The 26,196-nt window shown below is 70.4% G+C and carries 19 protein-coding genes and 4 pseudogenes; 13 read left to right on the forward strand and 10 right to left on the reverse strand.

What is annotated here, in order from left to right; all coding sequences use genetic code 11:
• Window positions 1–207 precede the first annotated feature (207 nt).
• The 6 genes and pseudogenes from ACFC0Z_RS06040 to ACFC0Z_RS06065 all read left to right on the forward strand — a co-directional run bounded on the left by ACFC0Z_RS06040 (window position 208) and on the right by ACFC0Z_RS06065 (window position 9,875).
• Window positions 208–1,185 carry a hypothetical protein gene (locus tag ACFC0Z_RS06040; protein WP_376433171.1) on the forward strand — a complete coding sequence of 326 codons (978 nt, stop codon included), beginning with the start codon at window positions 208–210 and terminating at the stop codon, window positions 1,183–1,185.
• Window positions 1,186–1,343: 158 nt separating this feature from the next.
• Window positions 1,344–3,224: an HSP90 family protein gene (locus ACFC0Z_RS06045; RefSeq protein ID WP_376433173.1), complete on the forward strand. Its 1,881-nt coding sequence runs from the start codon at window positions 1,344–1,346 to the stop codon at window positions 3,222–3,224.
• Window positions 3,225–6,272 carry a hypothetical protein gene (locus ACFC0Z_RS06050; protein ID WP_376433175.1) on the forward strand — a complete coding sequence of 1,016 codons (3,048 nt, stop codon included), beginning with the start codon at window positions 3,225–3,227 and terminating at the stop codon, window positions 6,270–6,272. It begins immediately after the preceding gene.
• Window positions 6,273–6,664: 392 nt separating this feature from the next.
• Window positions 6,665–7,183 (forward strand): annotated as a pseudogene (locus ACFC0Z_RS06055) (transposase); the annotation flags it as partial.
• A gap of 40 nt (window positions 7,184–7,223) precedes the next feature.
• Complete coding sequence (locus ACFC0Z_RS06060; protein WP_376433177.1) at window positions 7,224–9,008, forward strand: substrate-binding domain-containing protein; 1,785 nt, start codon at window positions 7,224–7,226, stop codon at window positions 9,006–9,008.
• 18 nt (window positions 9,009–9,026) lie between these two features.
• Window positions 9,027–9,875 carry a hypothetical protein gene (locus tag ACFC0Z_RS06065; RefSeq protein WP_376433179.1) on the forward strand — a complete coding sequence of 283 codons (849 nt, stop codon included), beginning with the start codon at window positions 9,027–9,029 and terminating at the stop codon, window positions 9,873–9,875.
• Between the two features lie 65 nt (window positions 9,876–9,940).
• Here ACFC0Z_RS06065 and ACFC0Z_RS06070 read toward each other — a convergent pair whose 3' ends face one another.
• Together ACFC0Z_RS06070 and ACFC0Z_RS06075 are read right to left on the reverse strand one after the other, a co-directional pair.
• Window positions 9,941–11,119 carry a P1 family peptidase gene (locus tag ACFC0Z_RS06070; RefSeq protein ID WP_376433181.1) on the reverse strand — a complete coding sequence of 393 codons (1,179 nt, stop codon included), beginning with the start codon at window positions 11,117–11,119 and terminating at the stop codon, window positions 9,941–9,943.
• Window positions 11,120–11,269: 150 nt separating this feature from the next.
• Window positions 11,270–13,117, reverse strand: coding sequence for a TerD family protein (locus tag ACFC0Z_RS06075; RefSeq protein WP_376433183.1), 1,848 nt, complete (start codon window positions 13,115–13,117; stop codon window positions 11,270–11,272).
• Window positions 13,118–13,305: 188 nt separating this feature from the next.
• Between ACFC0Z_RS06075 and ACFC0Z_RS06080 the strand changes: the two genes are divergently transcribed.
• Genes ACFC0Z_RS06080 through ACFC0Z_RS06090 form a run of 3 tightly spaced genes read left to right on the forward strand, consistent with a single transcriptional unit; the run spans window position 13,306 to window position 15,056 of the window.
• The gene (locus ACFC0Z_RS06080) at window positions 13,306–13,692 is read left to right on the forward strand and encodes a CPCC family cysteine-rich protein (protein ID WP_376433185.1); all 387 of its coding nucleotides are present in this window, start codon (window positions 13,306–13,308) and stop codon (window positions 13,690–13,692) included.
• On the forward strand, window positions 13,689–14,420 hold the full coding sequence (locus ACFC0Z_RS06085; RefSeq protein ID WP_376433187.1) for a HEAT repeat domain-containing protein: 732 nt from the start codon (window positions 13,689–13,691) through the stop codon (window positions 14,418–14,420). Before ACFC0Z_RS06080 ends, ACFC0Z_RS06085 begins: the two co-directional genes overlap by 4 nt.
• A gap of 3 nt (window positions 14,421–14,423) precedes the next feature.
• A complete protein-coding gene (locus tag ACFC0Z_RS06090; RefSeq protein ID WP_376433189.1) occupies window positions 14,424–15,056 on the forward strand; it encodes a DUF6000 family protein in 633 nt (210 codons plus the stop codon).
• A gap of 292 nt (window positions 15,057–15,348) precedes the next feature.
• Here the strand turns inward: ACFC0Z_RS06090 and ACFC0Z_RS06095 are convergent, their stop codons facing one another.
• The 3 genes and pseudogenes from ACFC0Z_RS06095 to ACFC0Z_RS06105 all read right to left on the reverse strand — a co-directional run.
• Window positions 15,349–15,855 carry a hypothetical protein gene (locus ACFC0Z_RS06095; RefSeq protein WP_376433191.1) on the reverse strand — a complete coding sequence of 169 codons (507 nt, stop codon included), beginning with the start codon at window positions 15,853–15,855 and terminating at the stop codon, window positions 15,349–15,351.
• A 369-nt stretch (window positions 15,856–16,224) separates the two neighbouring features.
• A complete protein-coding gene (locus tag ACFC0Z_RS06100) occupies window positions 16,225–17,070 on the reverse strand; it encodes a hypothetical protein (protein WP_376433193.1) in 846 nt (281 codons plus the stop codon).
• Window positions 17,071–17,193: 123 nt separating this feature from the next.
• Window positions 17,194–17,653: pseudogene (locus tag ACFC0Z_RS06105) on the reverse strand (IS5 family transposase); the annotation flags it as partial.
• Window positions 17,654–17,996: 343 nt separating this feature from the next.
• Here ACFC0Z_RS06105 and ACFC0Z_RS06110 point away from each other — a divergent pair.
• From ACFC0Z_RS06110 to ACFC0Z_RS06120, 3 genes and pseudogenes are all read left to right on the forward strand, one after another.
• Window positions 17,997–19,190, forward strand: a complete 1,194-nt coding sequence (locus ACFC0Z_RS06110) for a 2-isopropylmalate synthase (RefSeq protein ID WP_376433195.1) — start codon at window positions 17,997–17,999, stop codon at window positions 19,188–19,190.
• 14 nt (window positions 19,191–19,204) lie between these two features.
• Window positions 19,205–19,867, forward strand: a complete 663-nt coding sequence (locus tag ACFC0Z_RS06115) for a hypothetical protein (protein WP_376433196.1) — start codon at window positions 19,205–19,207, stop codon at window positions 19,865–19,867.
• Between the two features lie 517 nt (window positions 19,868–20,384).
• A pseudogene (locus ACFC0Z_RS06120) lies at window positions 20,385–20,713 on the forward strand (transposase); the annotation flags it as partial.
• Between the two features lie 28 nt (window positions 20,714–20,741).
• Here ACFC0Z_RS06120 and ACFC0Z_RS06125 read toward each other — a convergent pair.
• Both ACFC0Z_RS06125 and ACFC0Z_RS06130 read right to left on the reverse strand, forming a co-directional pair.
• Window positions 20,742–21,233: a nucleotidyltransferase domain-containing protein gene (locus tag ACFC0Z_RS06125; protein WP_376433491.1), complete on the reverse strand. Its 492-nt coding sequence runs from the start codon at window positions 21,231–21,233 to the stop codon at window positions 20,742–20,744.
• 292 nt (window positions 21,234–21,525) lie between these two features.
• Window positions 21,526–22,701 (reverse strand): NADH:flavin oxidoreductase, encoded by a 1,176-nt coding sequence (locus tag ACFC0Z_RS06130; RefSeq protein WP_376433198.1) that lies wholly within the window; start codon window positions 22,699–22,701, stop codon window positions 21,526–21,528.
• Between the two features lie 1,358 nt (window positions 22,702–24,059).
• Between ACFC0Z_RS06130 and ACFC0Z_RS06135 the strand changes: the two are divergent.
• Window positions 24,060–24,287, forward strand: a pseudogene (locus tag ACFC0Z_RS06135) (IS5/IS1182 family transposase); the annotation flags it as partial.
• Here the strand turns inward: ACFC0Z_RS06135 and ACFC0Z_RS06140 are convergent.
• The 3 genes from ACFC0Z_RS06140 to ACFC0Z_RS06150 all read right to left on the reverse strand — a co-directional run bounded on the left by ACFC0Z_RS06140 (window position 24,252) and on the right by ACFC0Z_RS06150 (window position 26,093).
• Window positions 24,252–24,656, reverse strand: a complete 405-nt coding sequence (locus ACFC0Z_RS06140; RefSeq protein ID WP_376433200.1) for a hypothetical protein — start codon at window positions 24,654–24,656, stop codon at window positions 24,252–24,254. The pseudogene ACFC0Z_RS06135 and the gene ACFC0Z_RS06140 sit on opposite strands and share 36 nt — an antisense overlap.
• Window positions 24,657–24,725: 69 nt before the next feature.
• Window positions 24,726–25,124, reverse strand: coding sequence for a hypothetical protein (locus tag ACFC0Z_RS06145; protein WP_376433202.1), 399 nt, complete (start codon window positions 25,122–25,124; stop codon window positions 24,726–24,728).
• Between the two features lie 195 nt (window positions 25,125–25,319).
• Complete coding sequence (locus tag ACFC0Z_RS06150) at window positions 25,320–26,093, reverse strand: glycosyltransferase family 2 protein (RefSeq protein WP_376433204.1); 774 nt, start codon at window positions 26,091–26,093, stop codon at window positions 25,320–25,322.
• Window positions 26,094–26,196: the final 103 nt, after the last annotated feature.

Genomic DNA, 26,196 nt, shown 5'->3' on the forward strand with positions numbered 1-26,196 from the left:
GCGGCGGAACACTCCCCGCCATCGCCGAGTCCTCGGTGACTCTGCGCCAGCGGATGCCGCCCGTCTGCGGCCGGAACCTGACGGACTACCCCGCACAATCCCAGGCCCGTTGAAACAAGTGTGTGATTGTCGGTCGTGCGTGATAGTCACTACCCCCACGGGTGAGTCGATCATCGACCACGGTGCACTACAGCAAGGGGTGGGGACATGGCGTTGCTCCGGGACTTGGGGAACACGCTGGGACGATGGCGGGGCCGGACCGCCGCGCAGGTCGATCAGGACGGCGGTGATCCCGACGCGCGACGCGTCCGCGAGGCCGCCGAGGCGGGGGACTGGGCGACCGTGCGGGACCTGCTCGAGGCACGGCCCGAGAGCGAGGACCGTACGGGCCTCCTGTGGGCCGTCGCCGACGTCGCCGGAGCGGAACGGTGGCTCGCCGACGCCATGGCGGCGGAGCCCCAGGCCCCCCTGCCCCGGCTGGTGGCCGCCGTTCGTCACATCAGCTGGGCCTGGGAGGCCAGGACCAGCGCTCGGGCTGCGCAGGTGTCCCAGGAGCAGTTCAAGATCTTCCACGACCGACTGGCCACCGCCGAGACGTGGCTCTACGAGGTGGCCGAGCGGGAACCCGGCTGGACCTCGCCCTGGTACGCCCTCCAGGTCACCGGCCGGGGGCTCCAGGTCGACGGGGACGTGGCGCGGCGCCGCTTCGAGGCGGCCGTGCGGCGCGACCCTCACCACCTGGGCGCGCACCAGCAGCAGTTGCAGCAGCTCTGCGAGAAGTGGGGCGGTTCCCACGAGGAGATGCACGCGTTCGCCCGGAGCTCTGCCTTCGGCGCGCCCCGCGGGACCGTTCTCGGCCAGCTCGTCGCTGTCGCGCACCTGGAGCACTGGCTGGCCCTCGACTCCGGCCCCGACGCCCGCTACATCAGGAGCCCCGAGGTGATCGCCTCGCTGGGCGAGGCCGCCGACCACTCGATCCGCCATCCGGACTTCGTGGGGACACCCGGCTGGCTCCAGGTCCACAACTCCTTCGCCATGGCGTTCTCGCTGGCGGGCGACACCGCGTCCGCGAGGGAGTGCTTCCGGGCCTCCGCCGGACGCGTCACCGAGTTCCCCTGGCAGTACCTGGACGGTTCCGATCCGGCCAAGGCGTACAAGGAGCACCGCGCCTTCTGCGGAGGATGAGTGGGGCGGGACGCGTACGAACGTCCCGTCTCCGTATCGCACCACCACACCTCCTCCCGCCCGACCACACCTCATCCCTGCCCGACCACGCCCGACTATGCCCGACCAAGCTTGTCGTGCCGTGGCACGCGCCGGCACACACCGAAGGACCATTCCAGGTGTCCCCGTCCCACACTCCCGAGACGTCCCCAACCGCCCACACCTTCCAAGTGGACCTGCGCGGCCTGGTCGACCTGCTCTCGCACCACCTCTACTCCAGCCCCCGCGTCTACCTGCGCGAGCTGCTCCAGAACGCCGTCGACGCCATCACCGCCCGCCAGGCCCTCACGCCCGGCGCGACCGGCGCGATCACCGTACGCACCGGTGAGACGCTGACCGTCACGGACACCGGCATCGGTCTGTCCGAGGCGGATGTCCACCAGTTCCTCGCCACGATCGGGCGCAGCTCCAAGCGGACCGCCGGCGGCGCGCTGGACGGCGCGGGGCTCGACGCGGCGCGCGGCGAGTTCATCGGCCAGTTCGGCATCGGGCTCCTCGCCTGCTTCGTCGTCGCCGACGAGATCACCGTGCTGACCCGGTCCGCCGCCGACCCGGCCGCGCCCACCGTCGAGTGGCGCGGCCATTCGGACGGCCGCTACACGATCCGGACCCTGCCGTCCGCGACGCTCCCCGAGCCCGGCACCACGGTCACGCTCGTCCCCCGCGCCGACAACGCGTCCTGGACCAGCCCCCAGCAGGTCGTCTCCCTCGCTCGGCACTACGGCGGACTCCTCCGTCACGACGTGACCGTCGTCGACGCGCGCGGCGAGAGCCACCGCATCAACGCGGCGCCGCCGTGGGAGCGCGCGTACGGCTCTCCCCTCGCCAAGCGGGAGGCGTACACCGCGTACTGCCGCGAAGTCTTCGACTTCGCCCCGCTCGACACCATCGAGCTCGACCTGCCCGCCGCCGGACTGCGCGGGGTCGCCTACGTCCTGCCGACGGCGGTCAGCCCGGCCCAGCGCGCCGGACACCGGGTCCACCTCAAAGGCATGCTCCTCACCGACCAGGCCCCCGAACTGCTTCCCGAATGGGCGTTCTTCGTCCGCTGTGTCGTCGACACCACGAGCCTGCGGCCGACCGCCTCCCGCGAGTCGCTGTACGAGGACGGCACGCTCTCCGCCGTACGGGACGCCCTCGGCGACCGGATCCGCGACTGGCTCACCGGACTCGCCGCCCGCGACGCGGACCTCCTGCACCGCTTCGTCGACACCCACCACCTCGCGGTCAAGGCGCTCGCCCGCCACGACGACGAGCTGCTGCGCATCGTGCTGCCCTGGCTGCCGTTCGAGACGACCGACGGGAACATCACCCTGGAGGAGTTCGCGCGGACCCACCGCACGCTCCTCGTGACCCGTAGCGTCGAGGAGTTCCGGCAGGTCGCGCCGATCGCCTCGGCCGCCGGGCTCGGCGTCGTGAACGGCGGCTACACATACGACCGTGACCTCGTCCACCGGCTGCCCGAGGTCAGGCCCGGCACCACGGTCGTCGACCTCGACCCGGCCACGGTCACCGCCCACCTCGACCCCGTGGAGCCCGGCGCCGAGCTGCGGGCCGCCGCCTTCCTGTCGGTCGCGCGCGAGACGATCGGCGTCCACGACTGCGACGTCGTCCTGCGCGACTTCCAGCCCGTCACCGCGCCGGCCCTGCTGCTCGACAACCGCGAGGCCCGGCACGAACGCACCAGGTCCGGCCTCGCCGCCGAAAGCGACGGCCTGTGGGGGGACATCCTCGGCTCGCTGCGCGACGAGACCCCTCGTGCCCAGCTCGTCCTGAACCATCTCAACCCGCTGGTCCGCCAGGCCCTCACGATCGGCGAGCGCGGCCTCGCGGTCACCACCGCCGAAGCCCTGTACGGCCAGGCGCTGCTGCTCAGCCGACGCCCGCTCCGCGCCAGCGAGAGCGCCCTGCTCAACCGGGCCTTCATCGGCCTGCTCACCCACGCCATGCACCAGCCCGGCGAGGCGGCCCCCGGTTCCGAATCCCGGAAGGAACGGTAAATGCTGGACACCCCCGAAGCGGTCTTCGAAGCGCTCCGCGAGAACCACGAACGACCCCACGGACTGGCGCGCACCGTCACCGCCGAGGAACTCGTCGACGCCGCCGAGGTCCTCGACAAGCCCGATCTGCTGGTCACCGCGCTCCTCGAACTGATGACGGCGTACGAGTACACCGGCGAGCACCGCAAGTCCCCCGTCGCCTTCGCCCGCATCCTCAAGCTGTGGGACACCACGCCCACGTCCTTCAGCGACCATGAGGCCCGTCAGGTCTTCTGGCGCTTCAAGTGGGTGACCACCTCGCTCCTCCAGGTGCCCGAGGTGCCCCTGGCGTCGATCGGCGGCTGGATCGACGAGATGCGCAAGCGGTACGAGGCCGCCGGCCACGACCTGCAGCCTGTGGCGGCCATGCGCCACCAGCTGGCGGGCCACTCCGGAATCGGCCTCGCCGACGCGTACGACCTCTGGGCCACCCGCTCCCGGTCCGAGTTCAGCGACTGCGTGGCATGCGAGACCCGGCAACGTGCCTGGCACCACCTCGCCTCGGGCGACGACGCCGCCGCCCTCGCCGTCTGGCGGCCCGTCCTCGTCGGTGAGCAGGGCTGTGACGAGGAACCGCAGACCAGCCAGGCGCGCGCGCTGCTCCCGCTGCTGCGTTCGGGGCGCGCCGACGAGGCCCGCTCCCACCACCTCACCGGCTACCGCAAGGTGCGCGGCAGGACCGGCGGCCAGGCCGAGGTCGGCTACCACCTGGAGTTCTGCGCCCACTCCCGCAACGAGGGCCGGGGGCTGGAGATCCTCGCGGAGAACCGTCCCCTCTTCGAGGCGAAGGGCGCCCCACTCGACCACCTGGACTTCCTCACCGGCACGGAGGTCCTTCTCTCCCGCCTCGTGGAAGCCGGTCACGAGGGCATCGCCGTCGCGGGACCGCCCGGCCGCTCGTGGACCGTGGCCGGTCTCCTCGCGTGGGTCGGTGGCGAGGCCGACAGCCTTGCCGTCGCCTTCGACACCCGCAACGGCACCTCGCACGTCGGCGACCGACGGCGGTCCCGCCTCGCCCTGGCGCCCCTGCTCGGTGAGCCCCTGCCGCTCGGCCTGCGCGCGGCCACGGTCCGCGCCGTGACGCCGCCCGAGGGCCCGCCCGCGACCCCGAACCCTGCCACGGGGGCGACGAGGATCGACATACCCGAGGACTTCGTCGCCCTGGTGCGCGAGGCCCGACGCCTGACACGGGACGGCCACCCGAGCGCGCAGAAGCTCTGGACGCGCGTCGCCGAACGGTTCGGCGACGTGACCGAGTCGTACGAGGACGTCCTCGGCCCTGGCGACCTCCTGGCCGCGGAACTCGCCGAGCACCGGGCGTTCGAGCTCTGGTTCAAGGATCTCCACGCGCGAGGATCGGCCGAACTCGAAACGGCAGCCAGGCACTTCGACCGACTCTCCATGCCGTGGCACGCGCTCTCCGCCAGGGCTCGCGCCCGTGCGTGGGTCGCCGCGCCGAGCGAGGGAGAGAGCGACGGGTCCGCACCCGACCACGCGGCGATCCGGGACGCCCTCGACTCCATGGCCCGTGAGGCGGACGAACTGCTCGTCGAGACCCCCTTCGACGGGGAGCCCCTCGGGGAAGGGGAGGCCGCCTACGGCGCCGACCTGCACGCCGAGCGCGTCCTCGCGTACCTCTCCCTCCGTTACTCGGTGGCCTACGCCGCGCATCTGGAGCTGCACGAGGCACTGGCCGACGCCGAGGAGCACCAGGAGGATCCGGACCGCGTCGAGGAGGCGCACGGCATCGGCGTCGACGCCCTCACCGAGCGGTTCACGAGCAGCGTCGACGCCCTCCACACCGAGGCGTCCCGCCTGGGCCACCCCCACCAGGCAGCCACCGCCCGCCAGTTCCGTGCCGACCTGTTGGCGCGCCGCGGCGACCTGGCCGAGGCCGAACGGGAACTCCGCGCCGCGCTGGAGGAGATCGAATCCGCCGGCCGGCACTGGCGACGGCCCCGCCCGTCCGTCCACCTGGCGCAGATCCTCATGGCACAGGACCGTCCGGAGGAGGCGACGGATCTCCTCCGCTCCGTGATCGCCGATGTCGTCGCCCACGACGATCCCACCCTGCCGCTGGGCCCGGTCCATCTGATGCTCGCTCACGCCGCCGTCCACCTCGACGACGTCCACGGTGCCGTACGCCACCTCTCCGAGGCCGCCGTCCGCTTCGACAGGGCGGAGGCCCCCACGAGTGCCGTCCAAGCGCGCCTCGAACTCGCCGACGTCCTGAACCGGTCAGGCCGGCAGGCCGATGCCGTCGCGGTCCTGGAGAACGCCCTCGCCGACGCGCCGCCCGGCGTCGACGCACGCATGCTCGCCCAGGGTCGGCTCACGCTCGGCCGTGGTCTGCGCGACCTGGAGGAGTATCTGCCCGCGGCGGAGGAACTGGTCCGGCTCGCCGACACCGTCGGCGGCTGGCCCGAGGAGGAGCGCGAGGGCGTGCTCACGATGGTGGCGGCCGAGGCGGCGGTCACGCTCGCCCTGGCGGAGCGTTGGGAGGCGGCGGACACGGCCTACGAGCGCGCTGTCGCCGCGCACGCCGAGTCGCCCAACCTCCCGCACATCGCCCTCATGATGCGGGAGTTCGCGCGCCTCACGCTCCGGACCCGCGACGACGAGGACGTCGACGCGGCGCTGGAACACCTGGCCCGCGCCGACGCGGTGCTCGACGCCCGGAACTCCGGCGAGGAGGGCTTCGCCCTCTGCCACGAGCGGGGCGAGAACCACCTCCGCCGCGCGATGGTCCTCGCCGGGGCGAGCCGCTTCGACGAGGCCCTCCCGGAGGCCGAGTCCGCGATCGCCGCGCATGAGCAGGGCGGCGAGCACGGCGAACTCGCCCGCGCCGAGGCGGTCCGCATCACGGCCCTGATCGAGGGCAACGGCCTGGAGCGCACCGCCGAGGCCATCACCCGCCTCACCGAGGCCGCGGACCGCTGCCGCGAGGCGGGCCATCCCGAAGCGGCTCAGGTCCTGGACACCCTCCGCCAGGACTTCCGCGCTCGCTGACACCGGCGGCGTACCGGACGTGCCCTCTCGCGCTTGACGGGTCGGCCTCCTGGGAGCTGTATGGAGTTCGGATCTTCGTGAAGCGTCGCGTGGGCGCGTCGGCCTGGAATCGGTCAGTGCGGATTCCACGGTCGTACGCGCCCATCACGCATCCTCCGGCCTGGCGATCGCCGGAGAGACCCTAGACGCCCTCGAACAGGCTCTGACCGAGGAATCTCGAACAGGCTCTGACCGAGGAATGAGGAAAAGGGGGTTCCGCTGCCGGAGCAGGGGCCGGTTCTGCGGGTGACGCATCGCAGGCCCGCCCCGGTGCGGGCTTTGCACAGGAGGCGGACGGGAACCGCGCCGCGACGCGTCGGTGTCGCCGGTCACGGGCGGAGGCGGCCGGACCCGGCCGGTCCAGAGGCGGACTGAGCAGCAAGATCCACGCCGCGGTCGACACAGCGGGACTACCCCTGGTGTTCGTCCTGACCCCCGGGCAAGCAGCGGACAGCCCGCAGTTCCAGATGGCACTGGGCCGAATCCGGGTCCCCGGCCCGCTCGGCGTGCCACGCACCCGACTCACGGCGGTGGCCGCGGACAAGGCCTACTCATCCGAGGTGAACCGCGCCTACCTGCGTAGACGCGAGATCGGCGCCGTCATCCCGGAGAAGGCCGACCAGGCCACCAACCGGCGGAGGAAAGGCTCGGCCGGCGGCCGCCCCGTCACCTTTGACCTGGACCAGTACCGGCAGCGCAACACCGTGGAACGCTGCTTCCAGCCGACCGCGCAGGCGAATCGCGACCTTTCACCAGCTCGCTCGATCGGAGTGTTGCTGGTCTTCGAAGGGGGCTTGCGTATCAGGAGGGATCGTTCAACAATCCTCATCTATAAGGGAGTTGCTCCGCTGGGTCGTGTGGCGAGCGCGTGACGAGGGCGCGTCACGGCGGACGAGGGGACGGGGGGCGGTCATGAGCGGACATCCGCGCGGCTCGCGGAGCAGGGCATTGTGGTGGACGGCCGGTGTGGGGGTGCTGGCGATCCTGGCCACGTTCTTCGGAGTGCGGGCCGTGACGGGGGACGGGGGCCGCGACTGCGCGGTGCGGCTCACCGTGAACTCGTCCACCGAGAAGGCGGAGCTGCTTGCCGAACTCGCCCAGGAATATGGCGACTCGGGGCGCGAGTTCGGCGACGGCGCGTGCGCCGAGGTGCGGGTCCAGGAGCTCAGCTCGGGCAGGGCGATGGAGGCGCTGGCCACCGGGTGGGACGAGAAGCGCGAGGGCATGCCCGAGCCGCAGGTGTGGACGCCGAGCTCGTCCCTGTGGCTGACGCTCCTCACCCGCAGGACCACGGAACTCGACCGCACGGTCACGGTGGCCAAGCCCGTCTCCCTGGCCACCAGCCCGCTCGCCATCGGGATGCCGCGGCCGATGGCGCAGGCGCTCGGATGGCCGGACAAGGAGGTCGGCTGGAAGGACGTGCTCTCCCTCACGCAGAAGGGCTGGGGAGCCTTCGGGCACCCGGAATGGGGCGCCTTCCACCTGGGCAAGGACAACCCCCGCACCTCCAGCTCCGGACTGGCTTCCACCGTCGCCGCGTTCTACGCCGCGACCGGACGCTCGGGTGATCTGACGGAGGCCGACGTCATGGACCGTAAAGTCCGGGAGTTCGTCGCCGGCGTGGAGTCCGGGGTCCTGCACTACGCCTCCGACGCGACCGTCTACATGGCCAACCTCGCCGAGGCCGACGCCGCCGGTACGGCGCTCTCGTACACCAGCGCCATCCCCGTCCAGGAACAGCTGATCCACCTCTACAACCAGGGCAGCCCCACGGGCGACCCGCAGCGCATCGGCAAGGACAGGAAGCCGACCGTCCCGCTGGTGGCCGTCCATCCGGCCGACGGCACGCTCATGATGGACCACCCGCTCGTCGTCCTCCCCACCGCCACGGACCAGCAGAAGGCGGCGGCCGCCGACTTCCAGGACTTCCTGCTGCAGAAGGAACAGCAGCGGCGCTTCCAGGAGCTCGGGTTCCGCGACCACCAGGGCGCGGCGGGCCAGGAGCTGACGGAGTCGGTCGGGCTGCGGGCGGGGGAGAAGCTGACCCTCATCGACCCTCCGGCCCCCGACGTCCTGGGCCGGATCCTCGACGGCTGGGACGACCTGCGGAAGAAGGCCCGCGTCGTCATGATCATGGATGTGTCCGGGTCCATGAACCAGCCCGCCGGGGACGGCCGCAGCCGCCTGGAGGCGGCGAAGGCCGCAGCGATCAAGGCACTCGACCTGTACCACCCCGACGACGAGGTCGGTCTGTGGGCCTTCTCCACTGAGACGGAGGGACGGAAGAAGCCGTACTACGAGATCCTTCCGCCCCGCCGCATCGCCGACGGCAAGAAGGCACTCACCGGTGCCATCGAAGAGCTGCACGCGGAGGGCGGTACGGCGCTCTACTCGACCGTCCGCGCCGCGCAGCGTGCGGTCCTCGGCGAACTCGACACCGACCGCATCAACGCCGTCGTCCTGCTCACCGACGGCAGGAACGAGTACCCGGCCGACAACGACCTCGACTCGCTGCTGAGCGACATCGACGCGAGGAACATGGAGCGTTCCGTCCGCGTCTTCACCGTCGCTTTCAGCGAGCAGGCCGATTTCGAGGCCTTGGAGAAGATCGCCGAGGCGTCCAAGGCGGACGCGTACGACGCCCGGGACCCGGCCGTCATCGACAAGGTGATGCTCTCCGTCATCAGCAACTTCTGACCCGAGCGGAGCGAACTCATGACCTCACCCGGCCGGAAGGCCCGGGTCACCGCAGCCGTCGCGGGTGCCGTCCTCGGCGCGACGGGAGCCGGGACGGCCGCCCTGGCAGGAGCCCAGTCCTGGACCGTACCCCTGATCGGCCTCGCCGTCGCCGTCCTGACCTGGAGCACCCACACGGCGGTGGACCATCTCACCGGCGCCTCGGAGCCATCCCCGTCCCGGCCTCCGTCCCCGCGCGCCCCTTCCACCGGCCGGAACACGGCGTCGACGTCCCGGACCGATCTGCCGCCCGCAGAACACCGGTCGGCGCCGGCCGACATACGACCCTGGCTGGTACGTGCATCCGTGGCGGTGGCCAAAATGGACCGCCACCTACGGGACGCCACCGACCCGACCCTCACGCAGGCCTTCGCGAACGCCTCCGAGCGCGGTTACGCCGCAGTGGAGCGGCTGCGTGCCCGCGCGGCGGCCGTGGCCCTCATCGACACCACCACCGCCGGAACCGACCGCGAGGCGCTGCGCCGCGACGAGGAGCGACTGCGGAAGGAAGCCGCCGCCCATGACACCGGCCCGGTCCGGGAAGCCAAACTCGCCTCCGTCCGCGCGGTCTCCGAACGGCGGGACTCCCTGACCCGCCTCGCGGACCTGAGGGATCACATGACGGCGGCGATCGAGGCCACCACCCTGCGCCTGGAAGCGGCCGTCGAACGCGGCTCCATGCTCCTCTCCCTCAGGGCCGCCGACGAGGCGGGCACCCGCCCGCTCGACCTCTCGGCCCTCGACGACGAACTCGAAGCCGTCCAGGCAGGCCTGGACAAACTCGACGAGATCTCCCGCGTCCTCGACGACGGAGACCCCGCTCCGTGAAGACCTGGAGAGGAGTGACCTCGCGTGCGCACGTACGCGAGGGGGCCAGGTGCTGCGCCGCGCGGTCACGGCATGCGTGCCTCCGTCACACCCTGCTCGCGCAGCAATGTCACCAGTTCGGCGTGGGGCAGGGCAGGGCTGCGGTGACCCGCGCGGCCGATCATCTCGGCATTGGCGACGAGGGCGTTGAGCACCGCCTCTTCGACAGACTGGACGACGGCGTCGTAGAACGGGTTGATGCGCCCCGCCGGGATCGACCTCATCGTGTCGAAGGTTCCGGGGCCGGGAGGGTCGGTGTCGAAAGACGAGGCCAGCGCGCCTTCGTTGGCGGTGGAGAAGGCGAGGAAGATGTCACCGGAGAAGTGGGAGCCGGTGGTGCCGGTGCGGGCGAGGCCCAAGGGTACGCGACGCGCGAGCGCCTTGCACTGGTGCGGGAGCAGCGGTGCGTCCGTTGCGAGGACCACGATGATCGAACCGGATCCGGCCGGCGGCGAAGCCACGGCGGCGTTCGCCTCGTGGCTGTCCTGCATCGGGTTGTCGGCCAGGAGTGATCGCCCCACCGGCCTTCCCGCGACAGTGAGTTCGGGTCGGGATCCGAAGTTGGCCTGCACGAAGGCGGCCACGGTGAACTCGGTCTCGCCGTAGGCCACCACGCGCGAAGCGGTGCCGTTTCCGCCCTTGAACGCGTAGCAGTTCATGCCGGTGCCGCCGCCCACGGATCCCTCCTCGACGGCTCCTGCCGCCGCGCTGTCGATCGCCGCGACGGCGTGCTCGGGCCTGATGTGCGAGCCCGCGATGTCGTTCAAGTAGCCGTCGTACGTCTCGCCGACGACGGGAAGCAGCCAACCCTCGCGCAACTCCGGCTTGTTGGAGACCATCCAGTCGATCGCGCCTCGGTGGGCGGCGCCGACGGCATGGGTGTTGGTGATCAGCAGTGGCGTGTGGAACTGTCCGGCCTCCTCGATCCAGTGGGAGCCGGTCAGTTCGCCGTTGCCGTTCATGGAGTGGTATCCGGCGGCCACGGGAACGCCGACCCCGTCGCGGCCGCGCGGCAGAATCGCGGTGACACCTGTGCGTACGGCTTCGCCCTCGATCAGGGTGACGGCGCCGACCTGCACCCCTGGTACGTCGGTGATCGCGTTGTCGGCGCCGGGCGACCCGTCGAAAGGGATACCGAGGGCACGGGCCCGCGGCTTTCCGGACGGGGTACGCAGATGGGCGGAGGCGTTCAGTGCTTGGCTCATGCGCGCAACGTAGCCGACGCGGGAAGCGTCACCCATGTGTGTCTCGCGTGGCGCACAGTCATGGGAAGCCACGCGATCCAGCCCGACGCCACGCGCGGCGCGATCCTCGGCGCGAGCACCGTGTGAGTCCGCCGCCCTGACGTATCGGGGCTACTCCACGTCCACCCCGTAGCCGCGTACCAGCGGTTCCAGGCCGTGGTCGTACCCCTGCCCGACGGCGCGGAAGCGCCACAGCGGCCCTCGGCGGTACAGCTCGGCGAGGAGCAGGGTGCGTTCGCTGGTGGCCGCGTCGAGGGTGGCCTGAGCCGTGGTCGGTGCGTCGGGGCCCGGTGCGAGGGTGAGCTGTACGGCTCCGATGTCACCGAAGGTGGCGGTGCCGTCGGTGGCCGCGGCGACCGCGACGCGGCGCACGGACGGCGGGATCGAGGCGAGATCGACGGTCATGCTCTGTTCGGTCGGGCCGTCGCAGAGGAGCCGGACGGTGCCGTCGGGGCTCTCAGGGGCACCGTAGAAGACGAAGTCGCCGTCGGAGGAGACCTGTTCGTCCTCGTCCAGGACGAACGCCACGACGTCGATCTCGCACGCCGTCTGCCGTGCCCAGGAGGCGCTGATGTGCCAGCGGCCGCCGGCCGGGAGCCCGGGGACGTCGAGGACGCCGCCGCGGGGGAGGAGCGTCGCCGCGGAGCCGCTCGGGGTGGGCGGGCCGGCATGCTCCGGGCAAGCGTGCTCCGGTCCGGCCTGATCCGGGGCGGGCGCTCCGAGCCAGTCCGGCGCGTGGACAGCGAGTTCCATGGAGGTGACGCGCGCCATGCGACGATCGCCCTCGCCGCCGGGGAGGACGACGACGTCGGTGACGCTCGCCGAGAGGTTCAGCGCGGCGGCCCAGCCCCGCTCCACGACCCGGGCCCGTGCCGTGGACGCTTCCTCGTGGGTCCCGCCGAGGACCAGGACCCGTCGCCTGCCGGACGGCGCGGGGGAAGGGGCCGGCTCCGCCGACCGGGGTGCCGGTACGGGCAGCGGCTCGGTGACGGCCGACGGCGGAGGCGCCGCCGTGGCGGTCTCGGGTGCCGGCTTCACGTGGGGCGTACCGGGGCGCACGTCGGCCAGGAGCCCGAGGAACGTGCGCTCGTCCAGGACCTGGACGCCTTCGGCCGCCGCCCGCCGGGCTTTCGCCGAACCGGACGCGGCCTCGTTCGTGACGAGGGCGCTCGTGTGCCGGCTGACCGACGACATGATGTTGAGTCCGGCTGCCACGGACCGCGCCACGAGCTCCGCGCGCGCGATGGCTGTCTCGCCGGTGATGGCGATCTTCATCCCCTGGACCAGCGGCCCGCCTGGCTCCAGACGGCCGGGGTTGCGGTAGGCGCACGGAGTCTTCGGCGGGTTGGGGGCGAACTGCGGGTTCTGCCGGGGCGGGCAGGACACCAGCGGGAGGGGCAGGTCGAGCCGGACGGCCTCGGCGAGGGAGGCGCGGAAGATCCCCGCGAGGACGCGGGTGTCGTCGAGCGCGTCGTGGGCCCTGGTCTGCGGCACACCGTAATGCGCGGCCAGCGAAGCCAGGCTCAGGTCACCGGTGGGCGGCTCCACCCGCCGGTTCAGGGCCAGGGTGCACAGCCGCTGCGCCACCGGCAGGTACGACCGGGCGCGCGTGAACTCGTGGGCCAGGAAGTCGTAGTCGAACTGCGCGTTGTGCGCCACCAGGACGCGGTCCTGGAGCAGTGCGCTGATCCGATCCGCGACCTGGTCGAAGGTCGGGGCGCCCGCCAGACGCTCCGGGGTGAGGCCGTGGATGTGCACCGGACCGGGGTCGCACTCGGGGTTCAGGAGGGTGCTGAACTCACCGGTCTGTGTCCCGTCGGGCCCGAAGGTCAGCACGGCGATCGACAGGACCCGGTCGCGCCGGGCGACCAGTCCGGAGGTCTCGACGTCCACCAGCGCCCAGTCGTGGGCGTAGTCGGGCAGGCGGGACACATCGAGGGCGGCGGCTTCCGGAGGCATGACCGTAAGGATGATCCCGATGCGGTGATTGATTCAAGCGGAAGGTCCTTTTAGTCCTTTTCTTTACGAAATGTGACATCGGCTGTCTGTGGAGCGAGACAGGGCGGGGCTGGGGGAGGGGGAGGGGGCGGAAGCCGGGGCGGCGAAATCCCTGGCGCACCGGCTGGGTCTGCAAGGAGACTGCGCAGGTGCGCGAGATCTACCCCTGCCCCTGCTGCGGGCACCGCGTGCTGGACGCGATGCCCGGCTCGTACGAGATCTGCCCCGTCTGCTTCTGGGAGGACGACGGGGTCCAGTTGCGCTGGCCCACCATGAGCGGCGGCGCGAACAAGGTCTCGCTCATCGAGGCCCAGCGGAACTACGAGGACTTCGGTGCCTGCGACCAGCACGGGCGGCGCTACGTGCGCCCGCCGGCCGAGGACGAGCCGCTCGACCCCGCCTGGCGCCCCATCGACCTGGCGCGGGACTCCTTCGAGGACTGGGCATCCCAGGACCGCGCCCCGTGGCCCGACGACCGCTCGGTGCTCTGCTGGTGGCTGCCCACCTTCTGGCGCCGGGACCACTCCGCGTCATGACCTCCCGCATCGAGACACTCGTCCAGCAGCTCGACGGCAAGGCCGAAGAGTCCTACGACGCGCGCGCGGAGCTGATCTGGATCGGCGCCGACGCCATACCCGCCGTCATCGACGGCCTGCCCTCTCTCAGTGGTTTCGGTCAGCTGACTGCCATCGAGGTCTTCGAGGAGGTGGGCGATCCTCGTTGCGGCCCCGCTCTCATCGGGCTGTTGGCAAGCGACAAGCCGACCGTCCGTGAGTGGGCGGCGATGGCCCTGGCGGGCCTGGGGATCGAGGGCGCCATCGAGCCCTTGCGCCGCGCCTATCGTGCTTGTCTGGACCAGGCGACCCCGCCGGACTGGAGTGAGCCGGGCGGCATCCGCTGGGCCCTGACCGAACTCGGCGCGCGCACTCCTGTCGTTCCCTCGCTGACCGCACGCCTGCGGGCAGCCACCGGGGGTGACGCCCCGGGCTGGCCTTCGGCTCACTTCACCGAGATCGTGAACGACCTCGCCGACCACGCCCAGGTGATCCTCTACTCCCAGTTCCGGCGCGTGGACGCCGGCGTCACGTACGGCATTTCCGGCCCCGGCCTGGACTGGGAACTGGACTGGACCGCGCCGTGGGAGCACCTGGTCGAGGAGTCCCGCTCCTGGTCCCTGCTGGAAGCCTCCGAAGCCCCCGTCGGCGACGGTGTCTACGTCGTCCCCGCCTGGATCGACCGTACGGACCTGTACCCGGAGAGGTGACCCATGCCGTCCCAGCACCCTGAGGAGATCGGCTACGGCTATGTGGTCGAGCGCTACGTGACGAGGACGTATGGGGGGCTCCCGCGCTATCTCGTCCTGAACAGTGGGCGCTTCCTGAGCCCCCGATGGTGGCACACCACCCGGTTCATCCGGCACATGATCGCTGATGCCGCGGCGATCGACGACGGGGAACTGGAAGCCCTCCTGGGATTCGAATGGCGCTCGCGCGTCACCGCCGCCTGGCTGATCGGCGTCGACCGCCGCGAACGGTTCCGGGCGCGCATCGGCGACCTGTTCCTGGCCAGCGAGGTCTGCTACTCCGGCAGTGCCTCCTGCTTCGCTCTGGCTCGCTTCGGCACACACGCCGACACCGAGATCCTCACCGCATACCTCGACCGCTATCTCATCCGTTGCACCGATCTCCACTACGACCAGCCCGCAGCCCTGGGTGCCCTACTCCACCTCGACGCCCTCCTAGGCACCCACCACGCCGACCGTTTCACGGAGCCTGATGGCCTCTGGGACGAGTGGGTGAAGGGCGTGGCACGCCTCGGCTACCCCAGCTACATCTCCGCCGAACAGCACCGCTGGGCGGACCTCGTATGCGAGTCCGCCAACGGCTGGCGACGTCTGTAGGCAGCTCGTTCGTGCCAGGGTGACGGACCCGTGGCTCTGTGGGGCGACGTCGACGAGTCCCTCGTCGCCATGCTGTCGCAGTGCCCGTCGGGTATCAGGGTGCTCACTGTGCCTCATGCGCATAGGCCGCCGCGAGGCGGGCTACAGGGCCGGCGATCGGTGTACGAGAGCGGAGCACCACAGGAGCGCAACGCGCCCGTGCCCGCTCGTAGAGGACCACGGTCCCGACACCGGGCTGGGCAGGCACCGTGCGGGCGATCTGAGCGGGTCTACGGGTATGCCCTCACTGCCTTCAACTCGGGCGAACCCCGCCTGCGCAGTCCTGCACGGAAAGCTCAGCCACGGCGGCGTCCTGTACGTCTTCGAGGCCGGCGATGTAAGGAGGCGCGTCCGGAAGAGGAGTGCAGAACGTGACCTGGGCGGTCAGGAGGTCGTCGTCAAGCCCGCCCAGGGACAATGAGACGTACGCCCGGACCTCGTCGTCGCCGAAGCGATCCCGCGCCGACGTCAGGCAGGCTTCAGCGTAGGCGAGGCATCGGCGCAGCAGGATGCTCGCCCGTTCGTCCGCAGCGGCGGAGTCGGCGGGAAGGTCGTAGTCGGTCATGGCGCGGCCGTTGACCGTGGTCTCTTCAGCCAGGCGGTCGAAGGCCGACGGGGCAGGTTCGAGGCATAGATCGGTAAGGACCCTCGCACCGCTCCCGGTGACCGACCAGCCCTGCTCGACGACCTCCTGAAACGCGGGTGGAATGTCCGCGTCGGACAGTCGGGACAGGTCGGCGTCCGCCAGGAGCTGCCTCATCCAGGGGTTGGTACGCACATTCATCCTTCGCCGAGTGCGGCGAGACCTTTCCTGATGCCCGCGATGAAGCCAGGGCTGTTGCCCACGGCCCTTTCGATGCTGTGAGGGAGTCCCTCGAACCTCCCGGACTCGAAGTCGAACAGGTACATCGTCCCCGTGTTGCTCTGGCCCTGGAAATGCAGCCGCCATGGCCGCTCACCTGGGTCGGGGGTCTCCGATTCGAATCCGGTAAGGCCCCGTCTTCCACAGCGTATTGCTCGGTCTGGGGCCCGTTCGCGCTGATCATGCCTTTGTCGGCGGCATCCTTGATGCCGCCCGGTCGTGGAACTCGGTGATCAGCCGGTGCTCACGTCAGCGGCGGAAGAAGGCCTATTGCGCCCAGTCGAAGACACCCGACTCCAGGTCGATCTGGGCGTTGCCACCGCCGAAGTTGACCCCGCCGACGCCGTCCTCCAGCTCGAATACGTACGGCGTCAGCCCCTCCGGCAACGTCTGGCAGGGCATCACCGTTCCGCCGAGGTGCGAGATGCCCTCGACGGACGACCAGAACGCGTCGAGATCCTTGTCGTCCGATGACCAGGCCTCCACGTAGCCGCCCTCGCCGCCCTCCGCCGGGGCGATGCCGGTGTTGGGGTCGCCGGTGCGCTCCCCGATCCAGACCGTGATTTCGGGGGCGCTGTCGTCCCAGGCGTTCTGGCCGCGGCTGTACTTGTCGCCGAGGCCGTCCGGCCGGATGTCGGCCGGGGGATCCATGCGGGGCGCGGCGAACTCGGCGGCGGTGAGCCAGATGAGCGCGTGCGCGCCGCCGATCAGGTCCTCCAGGTCCTGCTGCCGGGGGTGGCGGGCTGCGGCCGTCGCGGCCACCGCGGCGAGGAACGGATCGGCAGCCTGCTCCGGGGTGGGCACGGTGCCCGCCAGCAGCTCGTCCACGCCCTCGATGTCGTCGGCGACGTGGTCGTCGGCGTGGAAGAAGGAGACGGCTACCAAGTCCTGGCCCTTGCGCCGGTAGTCCTCCGGCAGTTCGAGGGTGATGACATGAGTCATCGGCAGTCCCGTGACAGGGCTCCGGGGCCAGGAGGTCGTTCCGATGCCGGGCGCACGACCGCCGCACCACCCGGCGACGCGGGCCCCGGGAAGATCGATCTCGACGGGCTTGCCGGGCCGGACCGACAGCGCGTCCACGGACTCTCCGAATCCCAGGTCGTATGCCTTCATCGTGTTCCTCGTTGTTCATTCCGTTCGACTGCGACAGTGCTCAACCTACGCGAGGTCTCCGACAGCCCCCGTCCCCGTCGTTTCCGCTCGGTCCGCCCTGGGCACCCGAACTGAGACGCCATCTCATTTGGTTGGTCCGCGGTAGCAGATGAGGGTGCAGGCGATGCTGGTGAAGGTAAGGAAACGGTCAGCCTCGCGTTCGTAGCGTCGGTGGAGTCGTCGGCAGACGGCGAGCCAGGCCATGGTGTGCTCGATGGTCCACCGGTGCCGTCGGAGCCGCTGAGGGGACTCGATGCCTTTACGGGCGATGCGGTGTCGGATGCCGCGGTCGGAGAGTCATTGCCGCAGGTGGCGGTAGGCGTAGCCCGCGTCGGCGTGGAGCTTGCCGGGCTTGCGTCTACGTCGCCCGCGGCGTGAGCGGATCGGGGGGTATGCCCTTCACTAGCGGGATCAGGGCCTGACTGTCGTGGAGATTGGCATCCGAAATTCCGACGGAGATGGGCAGACCGGGCCCCTCGGTGATCAGGTGGATCTCCGACCCGTACTTACCGCGGTCGACAGGATTCGGACCTGTCAGTTCCCCCGTCGGGTACGGCGTTGTCGTTCCACAGGCCCAGCACGCCGCCGTAGTGGTCGATGCGGGAGTGGGTGAAGATCACCGCGCAGATGGGCCCTTCGCAGGCCGTAGCGGGCCGGGCTGTCGCGTCCAGGGATGTTCGGGAGCAGACATTCCGCTCCGTTAAGGGATCTTGTCGAGAACTGATCGATTCTCGACAAGATCCCTTAACGGGGCGCCCGGTGCGCTACTACTGGCAACAAAGAGGCTGGGTCCCACCAGGAGTTCAGCGGCCCAGGAGTGCCAGACAGGGGTTGGGGCGTTGTCATCGGTGGATGTGGTGAGGGAGTCGGCCAGGGCCGGTCGGGTCGTGCTGTTCGAGGAATCCGCGCGGGACGGTGCGCAGGCCAAGACCTTGATGAGTGCCGGTTTCCGGGTCCGGTTGGCCCGCGAGCAAGGTGCGGTGTTCGGGGCGGACGGGCCCCGGCACGTGGTGTTCGCGGCCGGTTTCCCCTCAGTGTGCGGGCAGGAGTTCGAGGCGACGCGGCAGGTCACGTTGGAGGCGCAGGGCTCGGTAAGCCCGTCCGCGATCTGCCGGGGCACGGTGGCGGATGTGCGGCTGGCGCTCGGTGCGGTGCGGGGTGCGGCGCACGCGCGGGTCATGGTGATCGTGGCGGCCTCCGAGGCGACCGCCCGCGCCCTGGTGCACAGCGGCGCCCGAGATGCCCTGCGCCAGGGTCTGGACGTGGTCAAGGAGGCGGTGGCCCTGGCGGACGGGATCGCGGTGGACGTGTGCCTGGTCGACGCACCCCGCGCGGACCACGGCCTGGTCGCCGAGTACGCCGGGGCGATGACGGCCCAGGGGGCGGGCACGATTGTGCTGGCCGACACGGTCGGAGACCTGCTGCCCGGCCAGACCCGGACTCTGTTCCAGCGGGTCGCGGCCGACGCGGGGCCCGAGGCGGTCCTGGTCTCGCACCTGCACAACGACCTCGGCCTGGGCCTGGCCAACACCCTGGCCGCCCTGGAGAGCGGAGTGCGGGTGGCGGCGTGCTCGTGGCTGGGCATGGCCGAACGCAGCGGCATGACCGCCACCGAGCAGCTGCTCTTCCTGCTTGCCCACGACCGGAGCAAGGCCGAGCAAGTCCTCGGTGCCGACTGCGAACCATGGTGGACGCAACCGGACCTGACCCGGCTTCCGGCGATCGCACGGATGGTGTCCGACGAGACCGGAGTCCCGCTCACCGTCACCACCCCCATCGTGGGCAGCGGCGTCGCCACCATCTCTACCGGAACCCCCTTCACCCACCCGCAGACCTTCCAGCCCTACGACCCTCAGCAGCATCTCGGGCTGTCACCGGCCGTGGTCCTCACCCACCTCGCCAGCCGGCGCGTGCTGAGCGCTGTCGCCGAACGACTGGGCCACCGACTCGACCCGGTCCAGACCGGCGTCGCCCTGTCCTGGGTCAAGGACCGCGCCTACCGCCTGAACCAAGCCGTCATCGGCGATACCGACTTTGCCGCCTACCTGGACGGCCTGACCGCCGCTACGTCCCGATCCTGAACGGACCCATCTCCATGCCGGCCACCGCCCCGCTCGACACCAGCGCCGCCGCACACGCCCTGACCGCCGGACGGGCCGCCATCCTGCCCAACCCCAGTCCCCTCACCTACGTCGTCACCGCCACCACCCCCCAGGCCGTCAACAACGCCAAAGGCCGCCCCATCCACCAGGAAGTCGCCCTGTGGGTCCACGACGACACCACCTGGACCGACCTCACCACCCACCTGGACCTGACACCGACCGCCCGGCGCACCGCGACCACCCTGCTGCGCGACCACCTGGTCACCCTCCTCGTTCCCGTGCGCGACCACACACCGCCACCGGCCTGGACCACCCCCGCCCTGCGCGACGGACACCTCCTCCTCTTCGGCGCCCGCTGGCAGCCCCTCACTCCGCTGCTCAACCGCTTCCCGCGCCTGTACGTCAGCAGCGCCAACCGCACCGGACACCCCCCGGCCGCCACCGCCTCCCAGGCAACCGTCATGTTCGGACCCGACACCCCCGTCACCGATGCCGACACCCTGCGCAACACCGACACGCCCCACGCCGCCACCACCATGCTGCGCATCACCCCCGACGGGGACCTGGCCCACATCCGCCAGGGAGCCCAGGACCAGGCCCACGGCAGCGACCCGAACCGCTACCTGGAGCGACTCCGCGAGGCGACAGCCCACTGAGAAGTCATCTCATCTGGTGAGTCGGCGGTAGCAGATGACGGCGGCGGTGATGCTGGTGAAGGCTCACCAAATGAGATGACTTCTACGGGCTGTCCCGTGAACCGGGAGCTCGGCGGGGCGCCTGTATCGGTTGGTAGGGTTGTCCGCATTTGAGCTGATGCCGGAACTTTGGGCTGTCGGACATGTCGTGGCGCGGTCTCACCCCGCAGAGGCGTCTCTGGAAGTGCTGCTCCTGGAGATCGAGGCAGAGCTGTCCATCTGGGAGCAGGGGGGAATGGTGTGGTCGGAGGAAACGTTCCCCGTGGTCGAGCTGGCGTACCACCTGGCGCTCTGGCTTCAGAGCCCGGCTGCTGGCCGTGAGGGTTTCAAGCTCGACTCGATGCAGACGGAGGAAGGGCTGATCCGCATCGTGAGCTCCAGCGAGGGTTGGCAGGTGGGCTCCATCTTCACGCCGGACTTCTGGACCTCCCCCGTCGCCTGGGACATCCTCGTGGCGGAGATCAAGGAGTTGAACTTCGTCGTCGTGGTTGGCCGACCGCTCACCGGTAACCGCAACGACTGCAAGGGATGGGAGCTGTCCGGCGCGAAGGCCGCCGTCGGCAGGACGACGGTGATCGCTGACGGCGCCTACCGCGGCACAAGCCTGATCATTCCGCACCGCCGTGAACGCGGCCAGCTCGAACTGCCGGCCTGGAAAGAGGAGCGCAACGCTCCCACCGCAAGGTCCGCGCCCGCGTCGAGCACGCCTTCGCGCGCATGAAGGCGTGGAAGATCCTCCGCGACTGCCGCCTCAAGGGCGAGGGTGTTCATCACCCCATGCTCGGCATCGCCCGACTCCACATCCTCACCAGACAGTCTCGCCCGCCAACGTTGATCAAAAGTGCGTTGCGATGCCGAAGGTGCGGCGGAGTTGTTCCATATCGTGGCGATCGCGTTCCCGGGGCTCGTAGCCCTGGTGGAAGTAGACCTGCTGTTCGGCGGACAAGCACGGGACAGGCGTCCCATGGATGGTGCCCGTCACGAAGCATGAGGACGGGTAGGAGAAGGGCTGCTCGGGTTGGGGTGACGCCTGGATTGCTGAGCCGTCATCGGCGAAGACCAGCGGGTGAAGGTCGATCTCTCGGCCATCCGGCGCCGCCATGACAAATCGGATCGGCCTCCAGTCCAAGGTCTCCATAAAACCGTCCGCGCGGAGGGCCGCCATCACGACGTCTTCCTGTTCCTGCCGGTACATGAGGTCCAGGTCCCGGTGGTCTCGCGTCTGTTCGCCGACCAGCGCGTCGATCCCCCATCCCCCACCGATCCAGACGTCCGCCTTCTCTCGTCGTAGCAGCACCAGGACGAACAACACATCTTCAGCTGTCATCATCTGACGGAGGCTAGAAGCGTCCGCTCATGGCCGCGAACGGTTTCCTGACCAGGCTCACCGGTAGCGGGCTGCCCGGCAGCACAGGACAGCCTCGCCTTCACCGGATAGGTCAACGGGATTCACCGTGATCATCCACGCCCGGGCGATTCGAAGATCATTTACCGGACAGCCCTGAGATGGTCACGGACTTCGATCCGCTGGGGTGTGGGTCGCGAGGCTCGGGGGCGATGGTCGCGATCGCTCCTCGTTTCGTCCTCGGAAGGATGACCGGGCGCCACGGCGAAGACAGTCAGGCGCGGGGGGCCAGGACGCAGTGGGTGCCGCTGAAGATCGTCGGCATGCATTTGTTGCAGTGGGTGCACAGGGACGGGGTGGCGGGGTCCTTACGGAGGCGGTTCGGGAGGTCGGGTTCGCGGAGCAGCGCGCGGGCCATCGCCACGAACTCGAAGCCCTCCGCCATGGCCAGGTCCATCGTGGGGCGGGTGCTGATCCCGCCGAGCAGGATCAGCGGAAGGGTGAGTGCGGCGCGGAACTGCCTGGCGCTGTCGAGGAGGTAGGCCTCTTCGTAGGGGTAGCTGCGCAGGAAGCGGCCGCCGGCCAGTCGGATTCCCAGGCGGAGGTGTCGGGGCATCGCGGCGGCGAACTCCCGCAGGGGCGCGTCACCGCGGAAGAGGTACATGGGGTTGAGGAGCGAGCTGCCGGCGGTGAGCTCCAGCGCGTCTACGGTGCCGTCCTCCTGCAGCCAGGAGGCGACCTGAAGGCTCTCGTCGAGCCGGAAGCCGCCCCGGACGCCGTCGTCCATGTTGAACTTCGCCGTCACCGCGATCCGGTCGCCGACCTCGTCCCTGACCGCCCGGCAGACGTCCCGGGCGACCCTGGCGCGGTGGGCGAGGGAGCCGCCGTACTCGTCCTTGCGCTGGTTGATCCTCGGGCTCAGGAACGAGCTGGAGAAGTAGTTGTGGCCGAGGTGGATCTCCACCGCGTCGAACCCCGCCTCCCTCGCGTACCGGGCGGCGTCCGCGTGGGCCGTGGTGATGCGGGCGATGTCCTCGCGGGTGGCGGCCCGGGTCATCCCTCCGGCCTGCGCGTTGAAGGCGCGGCACGGGGCGAGGGCGGGAACCCGGTTGGACCGGCTGTTGGCCACCGGACCGGCATGCCCGATCTGCGCGCAGGCGGCGGCACCCTCGGCATGCACGGCGTCGGTCAGCCGGCGCAGACCGGGCACCGCCTCGGGGCGCATCCAGATCTGGTTCCGCTCGGTGCGGCCCTCGGGCGCGACGGCGCAGTAGGCGAGGGTGGTCATGCCGACACCGCCGGCGGCGTGGGCGCGGTGGAAGGCGACGAGGTCGTCGCCTGCCAGGGCGCCCCTGGTCATGCCCTCGAAGGTCGCGGCCTTGATGACACGGTTGCGCAGCGTCAGCGGGCCGAGCCTGGCGGGCTGGAAGACGGCGGGAACGGCGGTCATGGGGTGCGTCTCCTGTTCGGCGGTGCCGGTGGAGTCCTGTGTGTCCGGGTGAGGTGCGTCGTCGGGCGGAGTAGCCGGTGGACCGGATCCGGGACGTGAGGCCTTTCGGAGCGCCGAAGGTACCCAAGGGCGCCGGAGGGCGGAAGGCATCCGCCTCGGACATCTGAGTCCGTACCTCCGGGCGGGAGCGACGTCGATGTCCGGATAGCGCCGGTTCGACCGCCCCGGACGAGGGACGATGGCCAGGTGGACAGAGAACGGATGGACGGTACGAGCTCCGCGACGGCGCCGCGCGGACGCGCGCTGATCGGTGATGGGGCGCCGTCATGAACGAACCCTCTCCCCGGCTGTTTCCCTCCGACTTCGCCGACGCCGCCCCCTGGCCTGCGCCCCGCCCGCACACAGAATGCGAACTCTTCTGCCTGCTCGCCCTGTTGGAGGAAGACGGGTACCGCGGCGGCAGCGTAGCGCTGGGGCACGGCCGGGATCCTGCCTCGCAGGACAACGCCGCCGCCTTCGCCGCCGCCTGGCAGGGGGCCGGCGGGAGTCTGGCCGCCGTGGTCGACTGGCCGGAGGACGCCGCCTCCTGGCTGCGCCAGGCCCGTCGACTGACGGAACCCGAGCCGGACCTCTGGGTGGTGGCCGCGGGGCCGGTCGGCTGGGCCCAGATGAGCCGTCGGCTGCGGCACAGCACCGCCTGGGATCCGCGCCGTACTTTCGGTTTCGCGGCCCTGGGAGACGCGCGGCTCCCGGCCGCCGTGCGGACGTCCTGGACGGGATGCGCGGGGCGACGGCGGACGGCAGGACGTGGGCGGTCCGTGGCAGCTGGATCGTCGAGTCCGGCGGCGGGTGAGCGCGCGGCGCTCACGCGTGGCGCGAGAGGGGGCGGCGGTACGGGTGGCTGCAGCCCGGGGCTAGGGCGTTTCGTTTGGATCTTGCCGGGTGTCGGGGACTCGGCAGACAAGCTCCGAGAGAGACGACCTGGGACCCGCATCGCGCCAGCCGGTGTGATGCGGGTTCAGAAATGCTGATGGTGTGGTGATGATGGCTCCGCAGACAGACATCAGGGCGAGATGGATGGACAGTTCGGAGCTGGCGGCCGCGGCCGACACGAGTCTGGTGACAGCCTTGGCCGGTGCGTCGACGGCGGCAGTCGTCAATGGTGGGAGTACGGCGCTGGCCGCGCTGGTCCGCGGCGGGCTGGCCAGAAGCTCCACGGGGGTCGACAGCGCTGACAGCACTGGAGGCCGACCCCGGCGACACGGGCGCGCGCACGGAGGCCGAGACGGTTCTGGTCAGGGAGATCGACACCGAACCGGATCTGCGCACCCAGCTCAGCGCGCAGGTGGTGCGCGCTCGGCGTGAAGCCACTGATCGCGCGACGCGGCATCGAACACGGATCCGGACTTGGCATCCAACGCTGGGTCGTCGAGCGCGCCTTCGCCCACCGGTACTGGTTCCGCCGCCTGCGGATCCGCTGGGAGATCCGCGACGATATCCACGAAGCCTTCCTCACCCTGGGATGCGCGCTCATCTGCTGGCGTCGTCTGTCACAGTCGGTCCGAGCTCTCGCCCTCCCGCAGTAGCCACTCCCGGACCGAAGGAGCATGGTCGAAGAGCTGGCTGGCCTGCATACCTTCTTCGCGTGAGGTCACCCTCGGCAGCGGGGTGAAGTCGTCCGGAAGCACGTCCAGCAGACTCCTCACGCGGTCTCCCGCATGCAGGGTGATCAACAGCTCGCAGCGCAGCTGACGCGGAGCGTCCGGGCGGTGGGACAGGCTGTGCCACAAGGCCGGCCACAAGTAGTGAGTCCCATCAGGCGCCGCATTCGCTCGTACCCAAGCCGGGTCCAACCGCTGACTCAGGCCGAGGTCACACGCCCGCTCCTCCAGCCCGAGCAACGAGGCCGAATCGATGGCTTTCAGCTCGCGAGGCAGCAGTTGATCGAAGTCCATCGTCCCATGCTGCCGGACGGCGCCCCACGACGAGGAGCCGACCTCAAAGTGGCATTCCCTTAGGAGTTCTTAGGCCGGTGCGTCTGCACCAAGCCGGGCGCGCCGTGTGCGATTCCGTCGGTGAGTGATGAGCGGCAGGGCAGATCCGATCAGTGCCATGACGACGGCGCCGACCCAGTGCCGCGTCTGCTGGCCCATGAGCAGGCACGAGACGACACCGAAGCAGGCACCCGCCGCCGGGACCAGGGCCGCGTGCCGACCGGCGGTCGTATCGGTGAGGGAGGCCACGCTGAAGTAGGCGACGATGAATCCGGCAAACGGGGCGAGTGTGTACCATCCTCCGCCGTCAGGGAGGGCGTAGCCCTTATGGTTTCGCTCCAGTCCCAGGTCAACGGCCCCGGCGACTGCCCAGAAGAACGCGCTGGACGCCACCACGCCGAGAACGACGCGCCACGCCGTATTCGTCATGCCGGGATCGTACGAGTGATGAGTGGAGTTCGGCCAGGGCGTTGTTCCAGCCCGCCCTGCACAGAGACGTGGCTTCGGCGTCGAGGATGGCGAGCAGCTGCCGGGGCGATGCACCGCTTCACCTGGAACGTGTCGCCGCCTCGTACGGGACCAGAACCTCTGCGATCTCCATCCGCGCTTCGTGAAAGCGCGAGGCTAGATGCGGGACTTCCGCAGTGAGTGCCACGCCGCTCCCGCCAGCGCACGCGCGGAGCGGGGGACCGAGAGGTGCTCGTGCTCGCGGTACAGGGACCAGTTGTGCGGGATCAAGGCCATCTTGTTCGACGACAGGGAGCCGGGCCGGCCGGCCCGGTAGACCGCGAGGGGTTCCCGCAGGGCGGCGGCGTCCACGCCGTCGCGCATGATCGACAGCCAGAGGGCGTAGTCCTGTCGCTTGGGCATGTCCGGCATCAGCCTCGTGCCCAGGATGGTGCGGTCGTACATGGCGGTCAGGGCCCCGATGTGGTCGTGGACCAGCATCGCGCGGTAGTCGACCCGGGGCGGTGCCCACACCACCCGCTCGCCGCCGACGAAGTCGACGGCCTCCCCTTGGTGGTCGGCGTCCATCTTGTAGTACGAAGTGAACGTCAGTGGCGTCGAGGCCGTCGCCGCGAAGGCGAGCTGCTTCTCCAGCTTGGCCGGCAGCCACAGGTCGTCGGAGTCGAGGAACGCGACGTAGTCGCCGCGGGCCCGCGCGATCGCGCGGTTTCGCGCACGAGCGGCACCTCCCTGCTCCTTCGCCGACTCGGCCAGGACCCGCTCGTCCTGGCGGGCGAACTCCCGGAGGAGGTCGGCCGAACCGTCCGTGGATCCGTCATCCGTGATGAGCAGTTCCACGTCGGCGTGGGTCTGCGCCAGCACGGACCGGACGGAAGGGCCGAGAGTGGCTGCCGCGTTGTGGACCGGCATCACCACGGAGACCAAGGGCACGGCGTCGGTCCTTACTGAGGTCGGGAAGATTGTGCAGAGAGCTGTCGCCGGGCAAGGGTACGCTCCCGCGCGTTCCCGCACGTTCCCGCGCGGCTGGCGCCGG

It is taken from the genome of Streptomyces sp. NPDC056144 (genome assembly GCF_042264145.1).
Taxonomy (GTDB): domain Bacteria; phylum Actinomycetota; class Actinomycetes; order Streptomycetales; family Streptomycetaceae; genus Streptomyces.